The sequence below is a fragment of the Micromonospora saelicesensis genome, assembly GCF_900091575.1.
Taxonomy (GTDB): Bacteria; Actinomycetota; Actinomycetes; order Mycobacteriales; family Micromonosporaceae; genus Micromonospora; species Micromonospora saelicesensis.
On the sequence record NZ_FMCR01000006.1, the window covers coordinates 58,070 to 75,443 of the forward strand.

The window sequence follows — 17,374 nt, forward strand, 5'->3', positions numbered from 1 at the left end:
CGGCGGGCTCAGCGCAGGTCGGCGGCGACGAACGACCACAGCTCCAGATCCACCCGGCCGCCGCTGACGAACCCGGCGTTCCGCAGCAGACCCTCGTAGCTGAACCCGGCCTTCTCGGCGACCCGGCGCGAGGCCAGGTTGCCGGGAGCCACCCGCAGCTCGACCCGCTGGAAGCCGTGCTCCAGGATCAGCGCGATGGCCACCGCGTCGACCGCCTCGGCGGCGAAGCCGAAGCCCCGCGCGTGCGCCGCCATCGCGTAGGAGATCTCGGTGAGGCGGGCGCCCCAGTCGGTGCGCCGGGTCCACAGCGAGCCCACCACCTGGTCGTCCTCCCGCCGGAGTACCGCGTAGTGGTCGCCCTCCCCGCTGTCGCGCCGCTGCCGGGCCAGATCGGTGCACCAGGCCAGCCCGTCGATCGGGCCGGAGTCGTCGGGCAGCGGCAGCCAACGCCGGGTCAGCTTGTCGGCGAAGATCTCCCCGGCCGCCGCCGCGTCGGCCGCCGTGAGCTGACGCACCTCGGTACGCGGGGTGGAGACGGTCAACGCCGGGAATCGGCGCACCGCCACCTGACCGATCACACCGACACCTCGCCCGGCTGCGCGGGTACCACCTCGCTCGTCGGGTCTGCCGCCGCCGCGGCGACCAACCGGGCCGCCGTCTCCGGATGGCTCGCCCAGTGCAGGGTGAGCTGTGAGGCGTGCACGTTGCGCCAGACGAAGCCCTCCGGCGCGCCGCCGTCCCAGCTCCAGGCCGGGCGCTGACCAGCGCGGGGGGTGAGCACCGCACGGTGTGCCTTGTGCCCGACCAGCACCGTGCCGGTGGCGGCGACCACGCTGTCGGTCTGGGCGGTCGCCTCCCGGTAGCCGGCCACCACCCCGTCGCGGCTGACGCCGACCGCGTCCAGGACACCGCACATCGGCAGCCCGTCCAGTTCCCGGGCCAGCCAGAGCAGCCCGGCGCCCTCGGCGATCACCGGACGCCCGGTCCGCGCCAACTCGGCCACCGCGATGCAGAGCCGCCGGTTGGCCGACAACTGCTCGGCGTACGCCTCGGGCAGCGCGCCGCCGACGACCAGCGCGCGGGTGCCGACCGGCAGCGCCTCGTCGCGCAGCGGGTCGACGACGACGACCTCGGCGCCGGCGGCCCGGAGCAACTCGGTGGTCTCCGGGTGGCTGAAGCTGCCGCCCGGCCCACCGGCCACCGCCACCAGTGGGCGGTTCGCCGGGGGTGTGAACGTGCCGAGGGCCTCCTCGGGAGACCAGGCCGGCGCCGGCAGCGGCGGGGCGGAGCGGGCCAGCCCGAGCAGCCGTTCCAGGTCGACGGTGGCGGCGACGGCCTCGCCCAGCCGGCGGACCGCACGGACGGCGTCGGCCGAGTCGTCGACCACCGGTGCCACCCCGTGCCGCCGCGACGGCAGCACCGCCGGCAGGTCCTGTCGACGCAGCGCTCCGTAGACCGGCACCCCCACGTCGTCCAACGCCTCGCGCAGCATCCCCTCGTGTCGCGAGGACGCCACCCGGTTGAGGATCACCCCACCGAGCCACAACTGCTCGTCGTACGAGCGGAAACCGTGCACCAGGGCGGCCACCGACTGACCCATCGCGGCCACGTCGACAACGAGCACCACCGGGCTGCGCAGCGCGGCGGCCGCGGCGGCCGTTGACTCCTGCTCGGGACGGCCACCGACCGAGTCGTACAGCCCCATGCTGCCCTGCACCACGGCCAGCCCGGCACCGGCGGTACCGTGCGCCACCAGCGGGGCGAGCCGGTCGAGGCCGACCAGTCGGGGGTCGATCACCCGACCCGGCCGACCGGAGGCGAGGCCGAGGTAGGCGGCGTCGACGTGGTCCGGCCCGAGCTTGAACCCGGCGACGTCGACCCCTCGCTCGGCCAGGGCGGCGAGCAGCCCGATCGCCAGCGCGTTCTTACCGTGTCCGGAGGACGGCGCGCTGAGCACCAGGCGCGGCACGACGGTCATCATCGACTCCTCGCGAGCGGCGGCGGGTACGCGACGGGACGACCAAGGCCGATCCGTCGGCGTGACGATACCCGCCCGGCCGGAGGCGCGAGCACCGCCAACCGGGGTGGACGGCCCGGCCCTGGCAGTGCCCCGGGGCGTCGGCCCCGGCCCGGTCCGGCCGGTCCAGGTCAGTGGCGCCGGTCATACGAGTAGCCTCGGTGCCGTGTACCGGTTCCTGCTGAGCCCACGCTGGCTGGGCGCTCTCGTGCTGACCCTTGTCGCGGCCGCCGTCATGGTGTTCCTCGGCAACTGGCAGCTGGACCGCTACCGGGGGCGCACCGAGGTCAACGAGCGGATCGACGCGGGCCAGCGGATGGCTCCCGTGCCGCTCGCCAACGCGCTGCGCACTCCCGCCGGCGGCGCGGGGACGGCCGGTCCGGCCCCCGCCGAGGACAAGGTCTGGACCCGGGTCACCGTCACCGGCCGGTACGACCCCACGAACACCGTGCTGGTCCGTGGCCGGACGGTGGACAGCCGGGTCGGTTTCGAGGTGCTCACGCCGCTGGTGCTCGCCGACGGCACGGCGCTGCTGGTGGACCGGGGCTGGATCCCGCCGGCGCCCGGTGGGGCGACCGCCCAGCCGTCGGTGCCGGCCGCACCGACCGGCGACGTGACGGTGGTCGGCCGGGTGCACGAGACCGAGAGCGGCGCCGGCGCGGTGGCCCGGCGCGACGGGCTGCTGGAGATCCGGCGGATCGGGGTGTCGCGGCTGGCCGGCGAGCTTCCCTACCCCGTCTACGGTGCGTATCTGCTGCTCGACGAGCAGACCCCGGCAGCCGATCCGGTGTTCAAGGCGGTGCCGGTCGGGCACGCCAACAACTGGCAGAACTTCGGCTACGTCGTGCAGTGGTGGCTGTTCGCGGTGATGGCCCTCTTCGGCTACGGCTGGGTGGCCCGTCGGGAGGCCCGCCGGGCCGCCGGCATCGGCACCACCCCGGCTCCGCTGGACCGGGCCGCCGAGCCGACGCCGACCGCTTCCGCCTGACCTCGCCCGGTCAGCCGGTCACGCGGCCGGCGTGGATGGCACGGACCGCGTCGATGGTGTCCGCCTCCGCGGCGGACTTGTCGTCGCGGTAGCGCACCACCCGGGCGAACCGCAGTGCCATCCCACCGGGATAGCGCGAACTCGTCTGCACCCCGTCGAAAGCGATCTCCACCACCTGCTCGGGCCGGACCCGGACCACCCAGTCGCCGCGTTCCACGGCAAGGTCGAGGAACCGCTCGGTCTGCCACCGCAGCAGCTCGTCGGTGAGCCCCTTGAACGTCTTGCCGAGCATGACGAAGTCACCGGTGCGCGCGTCACGCGCACCCAGATGCAGGTTGGACAGCCAGCCCTTGCGTCGGCCGCTGCCCCACTCGACGGCGAGCACCACCAGATCGAGGGTGTGCCGCGGTTTCACCTTGACCCAGGCGGCACCGCGCCGGCCGGCGTCGTAGGGGGCGTCCGGCGCCTTGACCACCACCCCCTCCTGCCCGGCGTCGAGCGCTGCGGCGAACGCGGCGGCGGCCTGCTCCGGGCCGTCGACCTCCATCCGACCGACCAGCAGCGACGAATCCACCGAACCGGCGAGGGCGGCCCACCGCTCCCGGCCGGGAAGGTCGATCAGATCCTGGCCGTCGAGGTGCAGCAGGTCGAAGAAGTACGGGGTGAGCACCGTCGCGCCCGTGCTGGCGGCCGCCGCGAGCACCGCCGGGGCGACCGGTGTACGCCCGGTGGTGCTGGGGGTGGTGCGTCGGGCGGCCCGGCTCGACGTCTGCTGGAACGGCAGTGGGCGGCCGGTCTCGTCCAGGCCGATCGCCTCGCCGTCGAGGACCAACTCGCGGCCCGGCAGGGCACGGACCGCGGCGACCACCTCGGGCACCCGGGTGGTGATCTCGTCGAGACTGCGGGTGAACACGGCGATGTCGGAGCCGGAGCGGTGCACCTGGATGCGGATGCCGTCGAGCTTCACGTCGACCACCGCCGGCGTGCCGGTCGCGGCGAGCGCCTCGTCGACCGAAGGGGCGCTCTGCGCGAGCATCGGCGCCAGCGGGCGGCCGACCTGTAGACCGAACTCGGCCAACTCGGCGGCCCCTCCGGCCAGCGCGGCCACCGCCACGGCCCGGAGGTCACCGGCGAGCAACAGCGCCCGGCGGACCGCCGCCACCGGCACCTCGGCGGCCCGGGCCACCGCGTCCGCGAGGAGCCCGGCCTGGGCGCCCTGCCGTAGCTCGCCACTGAACAGGCCGGTGAGCAGCCGCTGCTCGTCGGCCGTCGCCGCCGCGTAGAGGGCGCCGAGCAGCGCCCGACGCCGAGCCTGTGAGCCCGAGCCGTGCACCGCGGCGATCTGCGCGATGGCCGCGTCCACGGCGGCCACCGTCAACGTCGGCTCGGCGGCCGGTGGCGGCAGGTCACGCAGGCTCGCGTAGCCGACCCCGGTCTGCCGTTGGCGCAGCTCACCGGCGAGATAGCCGGCGCCGGGCTCGACCTCGCCGGGGTCGAGCCGGCGCAGCGCGTCAGCGAGCAGCTCCACCTTGGCCCGTCGGCCGCTGGTGGCGCCGACGGCGGCGGAAGTGGCTGCCAGATCGAGGAACCGCACGCAGCTCATCCTGCCAGTCACCTCCGACACCGCCCGGGCATTGCCGTGCCCGGGCGGTGTCGGCAGGGTGCCGCCCACTCACGCGGACGACGGATCAGGGCCTAGGCGGAGACGGGTTCCTCGATGCGCAATCCTCGGGCCCGGACCTCGCCGGCGACCCGGGAGAGCACCGAGTCGAGGGCGACCAGTGCGGCGGAGAGCTCACCGAGCTGTTCGTTGAGCGTGTCCTCGGACCACGCGGAGACATCGACATCTCCCAGCGCGCTGACAGCGGCCCCCAACCGGGCCATCACCTCGTTCGTACTCATGTACGAAAGGCTATAACAGCCGACCATCCGACACGCCGTAAACTCCCAGATCAGGCCCAAAGTTGCCGTTCTGACACCTAACCGCCGACCGCCGCCACGTTGCGCAGGAGAAGCGCCTCGGCGAGGCAGACCCGGGCGAACTCCCCCAGGTGCAGACTCTCGTTCGGGCCGTGCGCGCGGGCGTGCGGGTCCTCCACACCGGTCACCAGGATGGCCGCCTTCGGGAACATCTCCTGGAAGGTGGCGATGAACGGAATCGAGCCGCCGACGCCGATGTCCACCGGGGCGGTGCCGTCCCAGGCGGTCCGGAAGGCCGAACGGGCGGCGTCGAACATCGGCCCCGACGCGTCGATCACGCACGGGTCGCCGTCGTGTTCGAAGGTGACAGTCACCTGCGCACCCCACGGCGCGTGCTGCTCCAGGTGCGCGCGCAGCGCCGCGTACGCCCGCTTGGGGTCGTCGCCCGGGGCGAGGCGGACGCTGAGCTTCGCCTTCGCGGCCGGGACCAGGGCGTTCGGCGCCTCGCTGGTGGACGGCGCGTCCATACCGAGGATGGCCAGCGCCGGCTTGGTCCAGAGCCGGTCGGTGATCCGGCCGGTGCCGATGAACTGCACGCCGTCCGCGAGCCCCGCCTCGGCCCGGACCCGGTCCTCCGGGTAGTCGACGGTGGCGCCCTCCCGGCCGACGAGGCCGTCCACTGCCACGTCACCGGCGTCGTCGTGCAGCGTCGCCAACAGCCGGACCAGCGCGGTGAGCGCGTCCGGCACGGCGCCGCCGAACATGCCGCTGTGCACCGCGTGGTCCAGCGTGCGCACCTCGACGAAGCAGTTGACGATGCCCCGCAGCGAGGTGGTCAACGCCGGTACGCCGATGTCCCAGTTGCCGGAGTCGGCGATGACGATGACGTCGGAGGTGAGCTCGTCGCGGTGCTCGGCCAGCAGTTGCTCCAGCGAGTCGGAGCCGTACTCCTCCTCGCCCTCGATGAAGAGGACCACGCCGACCGGCAGCGCGTCACCGTACGCGCGCAGCGCCGCGACGTGCGCCATGATGCCGGCCTTGTCGTCGGCCGCGCCCCGGGCGTAGAGCCGGCCGTCCCGTTCCACCGGCTCGAACGGGTCGGACTCCCACAGCGACCGGTCGCCGACCGGCTGGACGTCGTGGTGGGCGTAGAGCAGCACGGTGGGCGCGCCGGGCGGGGCGGCCCGACGGCCGATCACCGCCGGCTGGCCGCCGGATCGCACGATGTCGACGTCCAGGCCACAGCCGCGCAGCAGCTCGGCGACCGCCTCGGCGGAGCGTTCCACGTGCGAGTGGTCGAAGCCCTCGAAGGCGATGCCGGGGATGCGGACGAGGCGCTCCAGGTCGGCCCGGACGCTGGGCATCTCCCGCTCGACGGCGGCCCGCACCTCGGACTCGGACATGATCGGTGAGGTCATGACCGGCATCGTATGCCGGCCTTACCGGGGCGTGCCGGCGGAGCCCGTACCGTCACCGCTGTCCGCGGGGCCGGCGCCGGCCCGCGCGCCCGGTGCGGCCCGCCCGGCGCGGTGTGCGCGGCCCGCCGCCTCGGTGGCCGCGTCCATCCAGGAACGGGCCCGACCGGCGGTGCCGCCCACCCACTCGCCGACGTCGCTCGCGCCGTCGCCGAGCCGGCGCAGCAACCCGACCAGTGGGTCGGTGGACCGGCTGAACTCCTCCCGGTACGACTCGGCCGCCGCCTTGATCTCCTCCGACACGCTTGTCGAGCTGTCGTCCTCGCGGCGGGGGTAGTCCCCGGCCAGCACCTGCCCGTACGCCCCGGAGTCGATCCACTGGCGCAGCGACGCCGCGCGCGCCACCGGCACCGGATGGGTGCTCCACGCGGTCATCCGGATCTTGTGCAGGCTGTCGCGCAGGTCGCCGCCACCGGAGTACTCGGCGGCCTGCTCCAGGAAGGCGGTGGTGTCGACCTGGGACAGGTCACCGCCACCGGCGAGCTTCATCAGCAGCCGCAGCGCGGCGGCCGGGTCCTGCCCGGCGAGCAGGCCGGCCCGGTCGGCGGAGAGTTCCGCCTTGCGCCACCACTCCAGCATCGCAGCGATGATGGCGCGCAGCGCGATCGCGCCGACCGGCAACCAGCTCAGGTTGGCCGCCCACCGGGTGAGGATCATGAGCATGGTCTTGTAGACCGCGTGCCCGCTGCCCACGTGCCCCAACTCGTGGCCGAGCAGGCAGCGCAGCTCGTCCTCGTCGAGTTGCTGCACGCAGGCGGAGTTCAGCACGATGAACGGCCGCTCCAGCCCGACCGCCTCGGCGCCCAACCAGGGCGACTGGGTCACGTACAGCTCGGGCAGTTCGGCCACGTCGAGCGCCGCCGCGGCCTCGGTGTAGCGCTGCCACACCGCCGGGTACTGCCGGTGGTCGACCCGGATGCCGGAGGCCAGCACGGACAGCCGGAACCCCCGCTCGTTCCACATCCCGAAGAACGCCCGCACCACGTCGTCGAAACCACGCAGCTCACGCAGCGCGACCAGGGCACCCCGGTCGGCCGGATGCTCCCAGGCCCGCGAGCTGATGCCGGTGAGGGTGATCCGACGCCGCGCTGGCGCGTCCGCTGCCGTCATGGTGGCTCCCCGTTCGCCGTAGCTCTCCGCATCGTGCCGCAGTCGGTGGCCCACGTCCATGCCCCGCTCAGCGGAGTCGCACGTAGTACCGGTCCGCGTCGTACGGCAGTGTCGGCGCGCCATCCACCAACAGGTCGGCGTGGGTCGCGGTCTCGTCGACGGCGAAGTGCGCCCGCTCCCCGTCATGCCAGCGGCGCAGCTCGGGCAGGATCTCCGGCCCGTCCCGGGCGACCGCGCGAGCCAGCCGCAGCGACGCGGGCGCGGTGACGAACACGGCCAGCGTCAGCTCCGGCCGGACGACCGCCCGGGCGGCGCTGACCCCCTCGACCACCAGCACCGGAGCCACCGGCACCGAAACCGGCCGGGGCAGAAAACACTGCCGGACCCAGCTGTACCGCCGATAGGCGCCCGGCTCCCCGACGCGCAGCGGGGCGAGCACCCCCTCGTCGAGCCGGGGCCAGAAGGTGACCTGGTCGTCCCACCCGTCGAGCAGGTCGTCGGTGTGCACCACCGGCGGTCGGCCGCCGAGCGGCCCCGCCAGGGCATCCGCGAGCCGCGCCGCGAACCGGCTCTTACCCGCGCCGCTCGGCCCGTCGACCGCGACCAGCCGGGTCCGCCCCAACCGCGCCGGGCCCGCGAGCACCCGACGAGCCAGTTCGGCGTACGCCTCGACAACCGCCACGGTCGGCCCGCCAGTTCCCGGGTTCAGCGCAGCCTCCCGTGGTGCATGACCGAAGTATGCCGCCACCGCTGCTGGCGGGGTGATCGACTCCGGTTCATCGACGCCGCGGTACCCCTGTCGGTCCGTGTCGATCATGCCGATCGGGGGGCCGAGGTGGGCCACGGTGACACCTCCGGCTGACCGTCCTGGCCGGCCATCGTCACGTCCGGGGGAATTGGTGCGGCGACGGGTGACGGGCGGCCCGTTCGCCGCCCGGGGTGCCACCGAATCGGCATGATCGGGTGGTGCTCCGAGACGTAATGAGCCCCGGTATAGATGCCCTACTCGAACAGGCCCGCGCCGGGCTGCACCGACTGACTCCGCAGCAGACCGTCGAGGCGGTCCGCGGCGGTGCGCTGCTGGTCGACACCCGTACCGACCTACAGCGCCGCGAACAGGGCGACCTGCCGGGCGCGGTCGTCATCGACCGGACCGTACTGGAGTGGCGCCTCGATCCGGCCAGCGCCTGGCGGATCCCCGAGGCCACCGGGTACGACCGGGAGATCATCCTGGTGTGCCGACAGGGTTACAGCTCCAGCCTGGCCGCCGCCAGCCTGCAGACCCTCGGGCTGCGCCGGGCCACGGACATGATCGGCGGCGTGGACGCCTGGCTCGCCGCCGGCCTGCCCACCACCGACCGTCCCGCCGACATCCGCCCCTGACTCCCCCGACCCTGCCCCTCAGGTTCCGTCCCGGGCCGTCGGTCTGCGCAAGATCGCACTCGATCCAGGAAACAGGCCCCTCCTCGCGCGGACGAGGCCCCTGAAACAACGATCGAGCACGATCATGCGGGAGTGGTGACGCCCGGCGGGCCCCCCGACTGGCGACCGGCTGGCGACCGGCTCAAGAGCACGCCTCGCTGCCCGGGCGCGGCCTCCCGCCCCACGCTCCGCATGGGACGGTGGACCGGCCAAGGGTCAGGACGGGGCGCCGGGTGGGATGAAGGGGAGGTCGGCGGGTGGGCCGGCTTCGATGAGACGCCAGAGGGCATCGGTGTCCAGGTGTTCCTCGACCAGGTCGCCGAGCAGGTCGAGTGAGCGCTCCCGGGCGGCGGCGAAGCTGGTGGCCGGCGCGACCCGGAACCCGCTGCGGCCGGCCAGGCGAGCCGCCTCGGTGAGGAACCATCGGCGGAACTCGTCGGACTCGAACGCCCCGTGCCAGTGCGTGCCGTGCACCACGCCGAGCACCCCACCCTCCCCGACACCGTCGTCGCTGGTCAGCAGCGGGGTCAGGCTCGGGTCGGCCTGAGAGACGTACCCGTGGTGGATCTCGTAGCCCCGCACCGGGACGCCACCGTGACCGGTGCCCACCGACTGCCGGACGGTCTTGCGCGGATCGAAGGTGATGTCGATGGGCAGCAGACCGAGCCCCGGCACGCTGCCCTGCCGGCTCTCCACCGGATCGTGGATGGCGCGGCCGAGCATCTGGAAACCGCCGCAGAGGCCGAGCAGGGGCTTGCCGGCCGCCACATGGGTGGCCACCGCGTCGGCGAGACCGGTTTCGCGCAGCCACCGGAGGTCGGCGACGGTGGACTTGGAGCCGGGTAGGACGACCAGGTCGGCGGCGGCCAGCTCGGCCGGTTCGATGGTGAGGCGTACGCGGACGCCGGGCTCGGTGGCGAGCGCCTCCACGTCGGTGGCGTTGCTGATCCGGGGTAGGCGGACGACGGCCACGTCCAGCCATTCGCTGCCGTGCGGGGCGGCGGGTCGGCCGAGCACCCGGCCGTAGGCGAGTGAGTCCTCCGCGTCGAGCCACAGGTCGAGTGCCCAGGGCAGCACCCCGTACGTGGGGCGGCCGGTGACCTGACGCAGCATGTCCAGACCCGGCTGGAGCAGCCCGAGGTCGCCCCGGAACTTGTTGATCACGAATCCGGCGATCAGCGCCTGGTCGGCCGGGTCGAGCAGGGCCACGGTGCCGAACATCGAGGCGAAGACACCGCCCCGGTCGATGTCGCCGACGACGATGGTAGGCAGGTTGGCGTGCCGGGCCAGCCCCATGTTGACGTAGTCACCGGCCCGCAGGTTGATCTCCGCAGGGCTGCCGGCACCCTCGCAGATCACCACGTCGTACGTCTCGCGCAGCTCGGCCAGTGCGGCGTACGCGGTCTCGGCGAGCCGGGGGCGTAGCTGCCGGAAGGTGCCCGCGGTGATCGTGTCGACCGCCTCGCCCAACAGCACCACCTGACTGGCCAGGTCGCTGCCCGGCTTGAGCAGCACCGGGTTGAACCGCAGGTCGGGTGCGAGCCCGCACGCTGCGGCCTGCATGGCCTGGGCGCGCCCGATCTCGCCGCCGCGCCCGTCCGGCCCGACGACCACCGCCGAGTTGTTCGACATGTTCTGCGCCTTGTACGGCGCCACCTTCACGCCCTGCCGGTGCAGCCAACGACAGATGCCGGCGGTGAGCACGCTCTTGCCGGCGTCGGACGTCGTGCCGGCCACCAGCAGCCCGCCGCTCACCGCCCACTCCCCCGCCGCACCCCGACGCCCCCGGCCACGCCAGCCAGCCCGCGCCCTCCGACCGCATCTGCCGGCCGTCGCCGACCCACCGCGCCGATCAGTGCACGCCTGCTCGCCGCGCCGACCAGCCGGCCGAGCGTCAGCGGGTACGCGGCGGCCAGCCCGACGGCGGCCAGGCCCACCGCGCCGGAGATCCGGGCGGCTCGCTTCAGGTGCCGAGCCTCCGGGCGGGGACCGTCGCCGAGGAACGGCCGCACCTCGGAGCGCCCGAAGTAGACGTTGCGACCACCGAGGCGGACCCCGAGCGCACCGGCCATCGCCGCCTCGCACTGACCGGCGTTGGGGCTCGGGTGGTCGTTGCGGTCCCGCCGCCACACCTGCCAGGCGCGCTGCCGGTCCCCGTGCGCGACCGGCGCGACGGCGATGGTGAGCAGCCCGGTCAGCCGGGACGGCACGAGGTTGAGTGCGTCGTCCAGCCGAGCGGCCGGCGTGCCGAACCGCGCGTAGCGCGTCGAGCGGTGCCCGACCATCGCATCGAGGGTGTTCGCCGCGCGGTAGCCCAGCAGCCCGGGCAGACCGGCGACCGCACCCCAGAGCAGCGGAGCGACCACCGCGTCGGAGGTGTTCTCCGCGACCGACTCGACTGTGGCGCGGGCCAGCTCCGACTCACCCAGCGTCGACGGGTCCCGCCCGCAGAGGTGACCGAGGCGTCGCCGGGCGGCGGGCAGGTCACCGTCACGCAGCGTACGACCCATGACGGTCGCCTCGTGCCGTAGCGTGCGGCCGCCCAGCACGGTCCACGTGCCGGCCGCCACCAGCACCGCGCGGGTCACCGGCCGGTGCCGGGTAGCCGCCGCGGCGACCGCCCCGAGCAGCACCGGCCCACCGACGGCCAGCGCGGTGAATGCCGTACCCGCCGTTCGGTCGGGGCGGTAGAGGCGGCGCTCCAGCGCGCCCGCCGCCTGCCCGAAGCCGGCCACCGGGTGCCACCGGCGGGGGTCGCCGAGCACCCTGTCCAGCGCGTACCCGGCGAGCAGCCCCACCGCGTTCGCCATCGGCGCTGTCCGTCGCACCCGCACCACCTCCGGCCGGCCAGCCTAGACGAGCATTCCGTGAACCAGCCCAACCCACGGCCTCGCACCGGCAACGGGAACCCGTGGAGTGAACAGGCAGACCAGCCCACCGACGCCCGTCACGCGGGGTGACGACGCTGGTCGCGCCGCCACCCCGCCCCCGTCGTGTCGCACCGCGCCGTGCCGGATGGTGCCGTTTCGCCGCAGCACCCGTGACCGAGACGGTGCCTTGGCCGGCTCGACCGCCGCCCAACCCGCGACGGCCGAGCCGATCGGTCAGGCTGGCTGCGGGATCCGGCCCCGGCCACGCCGCCCTCGACCGGGCGGCGCCGGCTCCGGCTGCCCCTCGTCGGGCATCGGCCCCAACTCGATGTCCAGGTCACCGTCGGCGTTGTCGTCGTCCGCCTCGGGCGGAGGGGCCAACTCGTCGTCGAGGTCCGGCGGAACGTCGGCCTGCCCGGCCTGCCCGGCCTGCCCGCCGCTCGCAAGCGCTCCGCCGTTACCGAAGACCCCGCCGCTCGGGGAGCTGTCGTCGCCCGCCGGGTCGTTGCCGAACGGGCTGGTCCGCAGCTCCGCGTAGTCGGGCAGCTCGAAGTCGTCGTCCAGCGGACGGTCGTCGGGCAGCACGGGCGCCTGCCCGGCCGGCACCGGCTCGGTGGGCTCGCCGTGCACCCGGCTCTCGGCCTCCGCGTCCTCCACGGTGCTGGTCGCCATGCTCGGCCGGTTGCGCAGGAAGCGGGCGCGACCCCGGGACAGGTCGTGGCCGACGGCCACCGCCTCCAGCTCGTAGAGCGTGCGATGGTTACCGCCGTCGTCGGTCCAGTCGCGGGTGTAGAGCCGCCCGCAGACCACCACCGGATCGCCGACCATGACGGAGGCCGCCACCCCCTCGGCGAGCTTGCGCCAGCAGTTGACGCGGACGCGGAGCGAATTGCCGTCAACCCAACGGCCGCTGTCCCGATCGAGTCGGCGGGCGGTCGAGGCGACCTTGAAGTTGGCCACCAAGGTGTTGCTCTGGGTCGTACGCCGCCACTCGGGCGTAGTCAGCACATTGCCGACGATTGTCACGTAAGTGTCGAACATCGTCCCTCCAGGGGGATCGGGGCCTGCCAGCGCGAGTCGACTCGATACCGAGCATCGACACTGGGGACGCCCTCCGTGAGCGCCCGTCCCCGACCTGTGGATGACGCACCCACCTGTGGACAACGCCCTGATCACGCCCGGATGTGGTACGCCCGACCCGCCCGAGCTGCCGTCCACGGTTTCCCAGGCCACCCGAACTGGGTAAGGACTTGATCAACGCACCACCGACAGCTCCACGTCGACGAGAGGTCAGCGCCATGACGATCACTACCATCGACTCCGCGAACGCTTCCGAGGCGCAGCGATGAGCGCCGTGGCGAACCCGGCCACCGTGGCTGAGTGCCTGCGGGTGGGCGCCGGATTCTCCCAGGGCGACCGCAACTGGATCGCCGAGCAGTTCGCCACCCTCGACGCCCGGCTCGCCAGCTTCCACGCTGACGCGACCGAGCTGGAGGTGTCGGTGAAGGACCGGGAGGCGCGTGGTCAGAAGGTCACCCTGGAGTGCTGGATCGCCGGGCGGCAGAAGATCGTCACCACCTCCGCCGAGGAGGACCTGCACGCCGCCCTCAATGACGTCCGTGACGACCTGCGCCGTCGGCTCAACGACGCCAAGACCCGCCAGGAGCCCCGGCACAACAAGCACCTGCGCGACCTTCCGCAGCCGCAGATGGAGGCCGACGAGTCGGAGAACCCGGCCCCCCGCGCCGACGCGGAAACGGCCTGACCCACGCCTCGCGATCTTGCACTTTCGGCTCCCGATCAGTGGCCATTGCCCCTCTTTGTCGGGACAGAAAGTGCAAGATCGCGGGGGTGAGTGGGTCGACCGAAGCGAGCGGGATGCGCGGGCTACCGCTGGGTAGGTTGGCGGCGTAGCGTCGCGTTCGTGGAACCGGACGTGTTGGGGCCGCCGTACGAGCGGCAGACGATCGACCTGGGCACCGACGACGAAGGTCCCGTTGTCGCGACCCTTGTGCGGCGGCGGGCCGAGCGCCCCACCGGGCGGGCCGTGCTCTACGTGCACGGCTTCGTCGACTACTTCTTCCAGACGCACCTGGCCGACTTCTTCGCCGAGCGAGGCTGGGACTTCTACGCGCTCGACCTGCGCAAATACGGCCGCAGTCTGCTCCCCGCCCAGACCCCCAACTTCTGCCGCGACATCAGCGACTACTTCCCCGAGCTGGACGCCGCCGCCGAGATCATCCGCTCCGACGACGGGCACGACACCCTGCTGGCGATGGGCCACTCCACCGGCGGCCTGATCATCTCGCTCTGGGCGGACGCCCGCCGCGACACCGGCACCATCGACGGCCTGGTGCTCAACAGCCCCTTCTTCGACCTGAACGCCCCCTGGGCGGTCCGTCGACCCCTCGCGGCCGCCGCGTCCCGGCTGGGCCGCAGGGCGCCGCACCGCATCCTCCCGTTCGGGCTGGGCACTGTGTACGGCGAGAGCATCCACTCCGACCACCGCGGCGAGTGGACCTACGACCTGGCATGGAAGCCGCTGGCCGGGTTCCCGGTCCGGGCCGGCTGGCTGAACGCGATCCGCACCGGGCAACGCCGGCTGCGCGCCGGGCTGGACATCCAGGTGCCGGTGCTGCTGGCCTGCTCGACCCGGTCCTTCCGGGGCACCAAGTGGCACGACAACGCGAGCCTGGCCGACGCCGTACTGGACGTCGAGCACATGGTCCGCTACGCGCCGCGCCTCGGCCGCCACGTCACACTGGCCCGCTTCGACGGCGGGCTGCACGACCTCACGCTCTCCGGCCCCACCGTACGGAAGAAGGTCTTCGACGAGGTGGGCCGCTGGGCCGAGGCGTTCCTCGCCGCCGGTCCCACCGCCCCGGCCGACGCCGCGCGGTCAGACGCGTCCCCAGCTGACACCGCGCCGACCGACGCCGACCGCGCTGACGCACCGCCGACCAGCACGCAGACGGCCGACGCGGCGGGTGCGGCGACGCTCGGCGCCTGACCAGGCCGGACGGCGCGTGGTTCAGACGTCGCCGGGCGTCGCCGGGAGGACGGCACGGATCCGGTCGAAGGTCGCCACCGGGTGCGCGCCGACACCGGGCAGGACCAGACCCAGGCAGTACGGGGCGACCTCACCGGTGGGCTCAGCCTGAACGATGAAGACCGGCGCGCCGACGTACCCCGGCGGCAGCTCGGTGGTGATCAGCACGGCGTCCCCGTCGCGAACCACCCGCTCGATCGCGACCTCCAGCGGCCGCGAGCCGTCTTCGCGTACCCCATGGGCCAGCACGAAAGCGGAACTGGCGTCGGCGCCGAGGCGGGCGACCACCTCGGGCCCGGCGGCGATCCCCGCCGGCACCGGCTGGACGCGCCACCGCCAGCCGCCGTCGCCGGCATACCGGTGCAGGCCAGCGGTCGGCAACACCGCGACCCCGTCGCCCGCGAAGCGGGCCCAACCGGGCACGATGTCGGCCTCGGCAATGATGGCCGGGGCCACCCCCGCCGGCTCGGTGACACTCGCCCGCAGGCTCAACTCACCACCCGAGCCGCTCACCAGGTCGGCCGCCGTCAGCAGCGACTCCCCCACCGGGTCGTCGCCGCCGCGGAAGAAGAACGCGGTACCGAAGTCGCCCGAGGACCGGTACGGCAGGATGGCGCGACCGACGACCTGGCACAGCTCGTAGGCGACGTCGCTCTCGGCGTCGGAATCCAGCAACACCAGCCAAAGGTACGGTCCGCGGCCAGGTCGCTCCGCGGTAACCCGGATGCCCGCTACGGGGCGGACGTGAGACTCTGCTCGGCAACGTGGACGCGGGCACCCTTTTCGCCGTCGGGCAGTGGGACGGCGGTACCCTCTGGGCGCGACATCCACGCCACGCGCCCGTAGCTCAGCGGATAGAGCAGGGGACTTCTAATCCCAAGGCCGCAGGTTCGAATCCTGCCGGGCGCGCCACCGCTGACTTGCAGCTTCCGCTCCAACGAGCAATTCACCAGGCCAGGGCCGCGTCTGGAGTCGGTCATCCGGAAGTCGCAGGCACGGGACCACAATCGAGCGCTGCCGACAGGCCCGCCCGTCCGGACGACCGAGACCCTTCCCCAGACGACAGACGGCCCCTGCCCGGACGGGAGGGACCGTATGGCGTTCGGCTTCACCGTGCGGGCAGGCCCGCGCGGAGGGTGTGCTCAGCCCTGCTCGTGGCGCTCGTTGCGCCGAAGGGCCTCTTCGAGTTGGTCCTCAAGAATGATGATCCGGCAGGCCGAGGCCATGTCAGTGCCCTGGTCACACAACTCCCGAGCTCGCGCGGCAAGGCGCAGTTGGTAGCGGGAGTAGCGGCGGTGCCCGCCACTGGAGCGCTGCGGGTCGATCAGTTTCGCGTCGCCGAGTCGGCGTAGAAAATCCTGCGAGCAGCCGAGGATCTCGGCGGCACGGCCCATCGTGTAGGCGGGGTAGTCCTCATCGTCGAGCATGTCATCGGGTTGAGCCATGGAACCTCCATCACGAGGGCCCCGGTGCTCGGAAGCACCGGGGCCCAAGGGTTGTGGGTCAGGAACACCATCTACCGACAGAACGTCGGCTTGTCTTTTCCGCACCGGCCGTCAGGGACGGCTTCGGGTGCGAGGATCGCATAAGCGTGACCGGAGACCACCTCTCGCTCGAGGGAAACTGCGGTGTCCGCGCCCAGCCCACGACAGCGACTGGCAGCGGGCGATCCAACGGTGTAATGCCCTCCCTTGCCTCTGATTTCCTCTGCCGTACTCCGTGCTGTCCGTCGGTGTCCGAGCCCCACGCGACTTCATGGCCCCAACACGTACGACGAACTCTTCTCACCTCGGGTGAAGCCCTGAACAAAGCGTTGGCCCCACCCGCTGTCACACGCCTTCCTGCGTACTACCTAACTGCGGCAAATGTCAGCCGCCGAGCTGAGCAGGGCTTGCAAGATCCCCGGCCCCACTCCTTCGCCCTCGTGCGGGGCGGCAACGTCAGCGTCTTTGTTGGCTCTGTTCTCGACCACAGGAACGTTAGTCGGCGACGGTGCGAATGTCTAGCGCTTCGCACATAGATTTTCTCCGAGGACGGAGATAGCCCCCGCCGGCGCGCAGCTGTCTCCCGGCGCTCAACACCGGCACTGCGCTGCTAGCGTCGGGTTCCGCACTCCTCAGGTGATCCTCTTCAGCGAGGACGTTCCGCGCGCGGCCGAGTTCTACGCCGGTCTCGGCTTCACCGAGACCTTCCGGGTGCCGGTCGAGGGCGAGCCGATCCACATCGATCTCGCGCTCGACGGTTACAAGATCGGCATCGCCTCGGTGGCCTCCACCCGTGACGATCACGGGCTCGACCCCGTACCCCAGGGCCAGCGGGCCGCCGTGATCCTCTGGACCGACGACACCGCCGCCGCGTACGCCGAACTCACGGCGAACGGCGCCCCCGCACTTGCCGCACCGCACCGGTGGCTCGATCGCCTGCTGATCGCGTGGACGGCCGACCCGGACGGCAACCCGATCCAGATCGTCCAACAGCTCCAGAGCGTGGACCGGTGATGACCGTGCCGCGGCGGGGCACCTA

The 17,374-nt window shown here is 72.9% G+C and carries 17 protein-coding genes and 1 tRNA gene; 6 read left to right on the plus strand and 12 right to left on the minus strand.

Annotated elements, in window-relative coordinates; genetic code table 11:
- Positions 1-8: 8 nt before the first annotated feature.
- Both GA0070561_RS24245 and GA0070561_RS24250 read right to left on the minus strand, forming a co-directional pair.
- On the minus strand, positions 9-578 hold the full coding sequence (locus GA0070561_RS24245) for a GNAT family N-acetyltransferase (RefSeq protein WP_091405515.1): 570 nt from the start codon (positions 576-578) through the stop codon (positions 9-11).
- Positions 575-1,978 carry a cobyrinic acid a,c-diamide synthase CobB gene (locus GA0070561_RS24250; protein ID WP_091405518.1) on the minus strand — a complete coding sequence of 468 codons (1,404 nt, stop codon included), beginning with the start codon at positions 1,976-1,978 and terminating at the stop codon, positions 575-577. Before GA0070561_RS24250 ends, GA0070561_RS24245 begins: the two co-directional genes overlap by 4 nt.
- Positions 1,979-2,183: 205 nt before the next feature.
- Between GA0070561_RS24250 and GA0070561_RS24255 the strand changes: the two genes are divergently transcribed.
- Complete coding sequence (locus GA0070561_RS24255; RefSeq protein WP_091405522.1) at positions 2,184-3,005, plus strand: SURF1 family cytochrome oxidase biogenesis protein; 822 nt, start codon at positions 2,184-2,186, stop codon at positions 3,003-3,005.
- A gap of 10 nt (positions 3,006-3,015) precedes the next feature.
- Here GA0070561_RS24255 and GA0070561_RS24260 read toward each other — a convergent pair whose 3' ends face one another.
- From GA0070561_RS24260 to GA0070561_RS24280, 5 genes are all read right to left on the minus strand, one after another.
- Positions 3,016-4,608, minus strand: a complete 1,593-nt coding sequence (locus tag GA0070561_RS24260) for an ATP-dependent DNA ligase (protein WP_244166420.1) — start codon at positions 4,606-4,608, stop codon at positions 3,016-3,018.
- Positions 4,609-4,700: 92 nt separating this feature from the next.
- The gene (locus GA0070561_RS24265) at positions 4,701-4,907 is read right to left on the minus strand and encodes a hypothetical protein (RefSeq protein ID WP_030333429.1); all 207 of its coding nucleotides are present in this window, start codon (positions 4,905-4,907) and stop codon (positions 4,701-4,703) included.
- A 77-nt stretch (positions 4,908-4,984) separates the two neighbouring features.
- A complete protein-coding gene (locus GA0070561_RS24270; protein WP_208603858.1) occupies positions 4,985-6,328 on the minus strand; it encodes a dipeptidase in 1,344 nt (447 codons plus the stop codon).
- A 36-nt stretch (positions 6,329-6,364) separates the two neighbouring features.
- Positions 6,365-7,510 carry a M48 family metallopeptidase gene (locus tag GA0070561_RS24275; protein ID WP_091406445.1) on the minus strand — a complete coding sequence of 382 codons (1,146 nt, stop codon included), beginning with the start codon at positions 7,508-7,510 and terminating at the stop codon, positions 6,365-6,367.
- Between the two features lie 67 nt (positions 7,511-7,577).
- A complete protein-coding gene (locus GA0070561_RS24280) occupies positions 7,578-8,354 on the minus strand; it encodes a uridine kinase family protein (protein ID WP_244166421.1) in 777 nt (258 codons plus the stop codon).
- Positions 8,355-8,491: 137 nt separating this feature from the next.
- On the opposite strand from GA0070561_RS24280, the gene GA0070561_RS24285 reads away from it, so the two are divergent.
- Positions 8,492-8,893, plus strand: coding sequence for a rhodanese-like domain-containing protein (locus tag GA0070561_RS24285; RefSeq protein ID WP_091405532.1), 402 nt, complete (start codon positions 8,492-8,494; stop codon positions 8,891-8,893).
- A 255-nt stretch (positions 8,894-9,148) separates the two neighbouring features.
- On the opposite strand, the gene GA0070561_RS24290 is transcribed toward GA0070561_RS24285, so the two are convergent.
- The 3 genes from GA0070561_RS24290 to GA0070561_RS24300 form a co-directional block, all read right to left on the minus strand.
- A complete protein-coding gene (locus GA0070561_RS24290) occupies positions 9,149-10,687 on the minus strand; it encodes a cobyric acid synthase (RefSeq protein ID WP_091405535.1) in 1,539 nt (512 codons plus the stop codon).
- The gene (locus GA0070561_RS24295; RefSeq protein WP_091405539.1) at positions 10,684-11,742 is read right to left on the minus strand and encodes a cobalamin biosynthesis protein; all 1,059 of its coding nucleotides are present in this window, start codon (positions 11,740-11,742) and stop codon (positions 10,684-10,686) included. Before GA0070561_RS24295 ends, GA0070561_RS24290 begins: the two co-directional genes overlap by 4 nt.
- Positions 11,743-12,036: 294 nt before the next feature.
- On the minus strand, positions 12,037-12,843 hold the full coding sequence (locus GA0070561_RS24300) for a single-stranded DNA-binding protein (RefSeq protein WP_091405542.1): 807 nt from the start codon (positions 12,841-12,843) through the stop codon (positions 12,037-12,039).
- Positions 12,844-13,147: 304 nt separating this feature from the next.
- Here GA0070561_RS24300 and GA0070561_RS24305 point away from each other — a divergent pair, with 304 nt between their 5' ends.
- Both GA0070561_RS24305 and GA0070561_RS24310 read left to right on the plus strand, forming a co-directional pair.
- A complete protein-coding gene (locus GA0070561_RS24305; protein WP_091405546.1) occupies positions 13,148-13,567 on the plus strand; it encodes an HPF/RaiA family ribosome-associated protein in 420 nt (139 codons plus the stop codon).
- A gap of 159 nt (positions 13,568-13,726) precedes the next feature.
- Entirely contained in the window at positions 13,727-14,812 is a 1,086-nt protein-coding gene (locus tag GA0070561_RS24310; RefSeq protein ID WP_091405549.1) for an alpha/beta hydrolase, read from the plus strand.
- Between the two features lie 21 nt (positions 14,813-14,833).
- On the opposite strand, the gene GA0070561_RS24315 is transcribed toward GA0070561_RS24310, so the two are convergent.
- Positions 14,834-15,529 (minus strand): hypothetical protein, encoded by a 696-nt coding sequence (locus GA0070561_RS24315; RefSeq protein WP_091405552.1) that lies wholly within the window; start codon positions 15,527-15,529, stop codon positions 14,834-14,836.
- A gap of 158 nt (positions 15,530-15,687) precedes the next feature.
- Here GA0070561_RS24315 and GA0070561_RS24320 point away from each other — a divergent pair.
- Positions 15,688-15,763 (plus strand) — tRNA-Arg (locus GA0070561_RS24320).
- A gap of 230 nt (positions 15,764-15,993) precedes the next feature.
- Here GA0070561_RS24320 and GA0070561_RS24325 read toward each other — a convergent pair.
- Positions 15,994-16,296 (minus strand): MerR family transcriptional regulator, encoded by a 303-nt coding sequence (locus tag GA0070561_RS24325; RefSeq protein WP_091405557.1) that lies wholly within the window; start codon positions 16,294-16,296, stop codon positions 15,994-15,996.
- Between the two features lie 675 nt (positions 16,297-16,971).
- Here GA0070561_RS24325 and GA0070561_RS24330 point away from each other — a divergent pair.
- Entirely contained in the window at positions 16,972-17,349 is a 378-nt protein-coding gene (locus GA0070561_RS24330) for a VOC family protein (protein WP_208603854.1), read from the plus strand.
- The last annotated feature ends 25 nt before the right edge of the window (positions 17,350-17,374 follow it).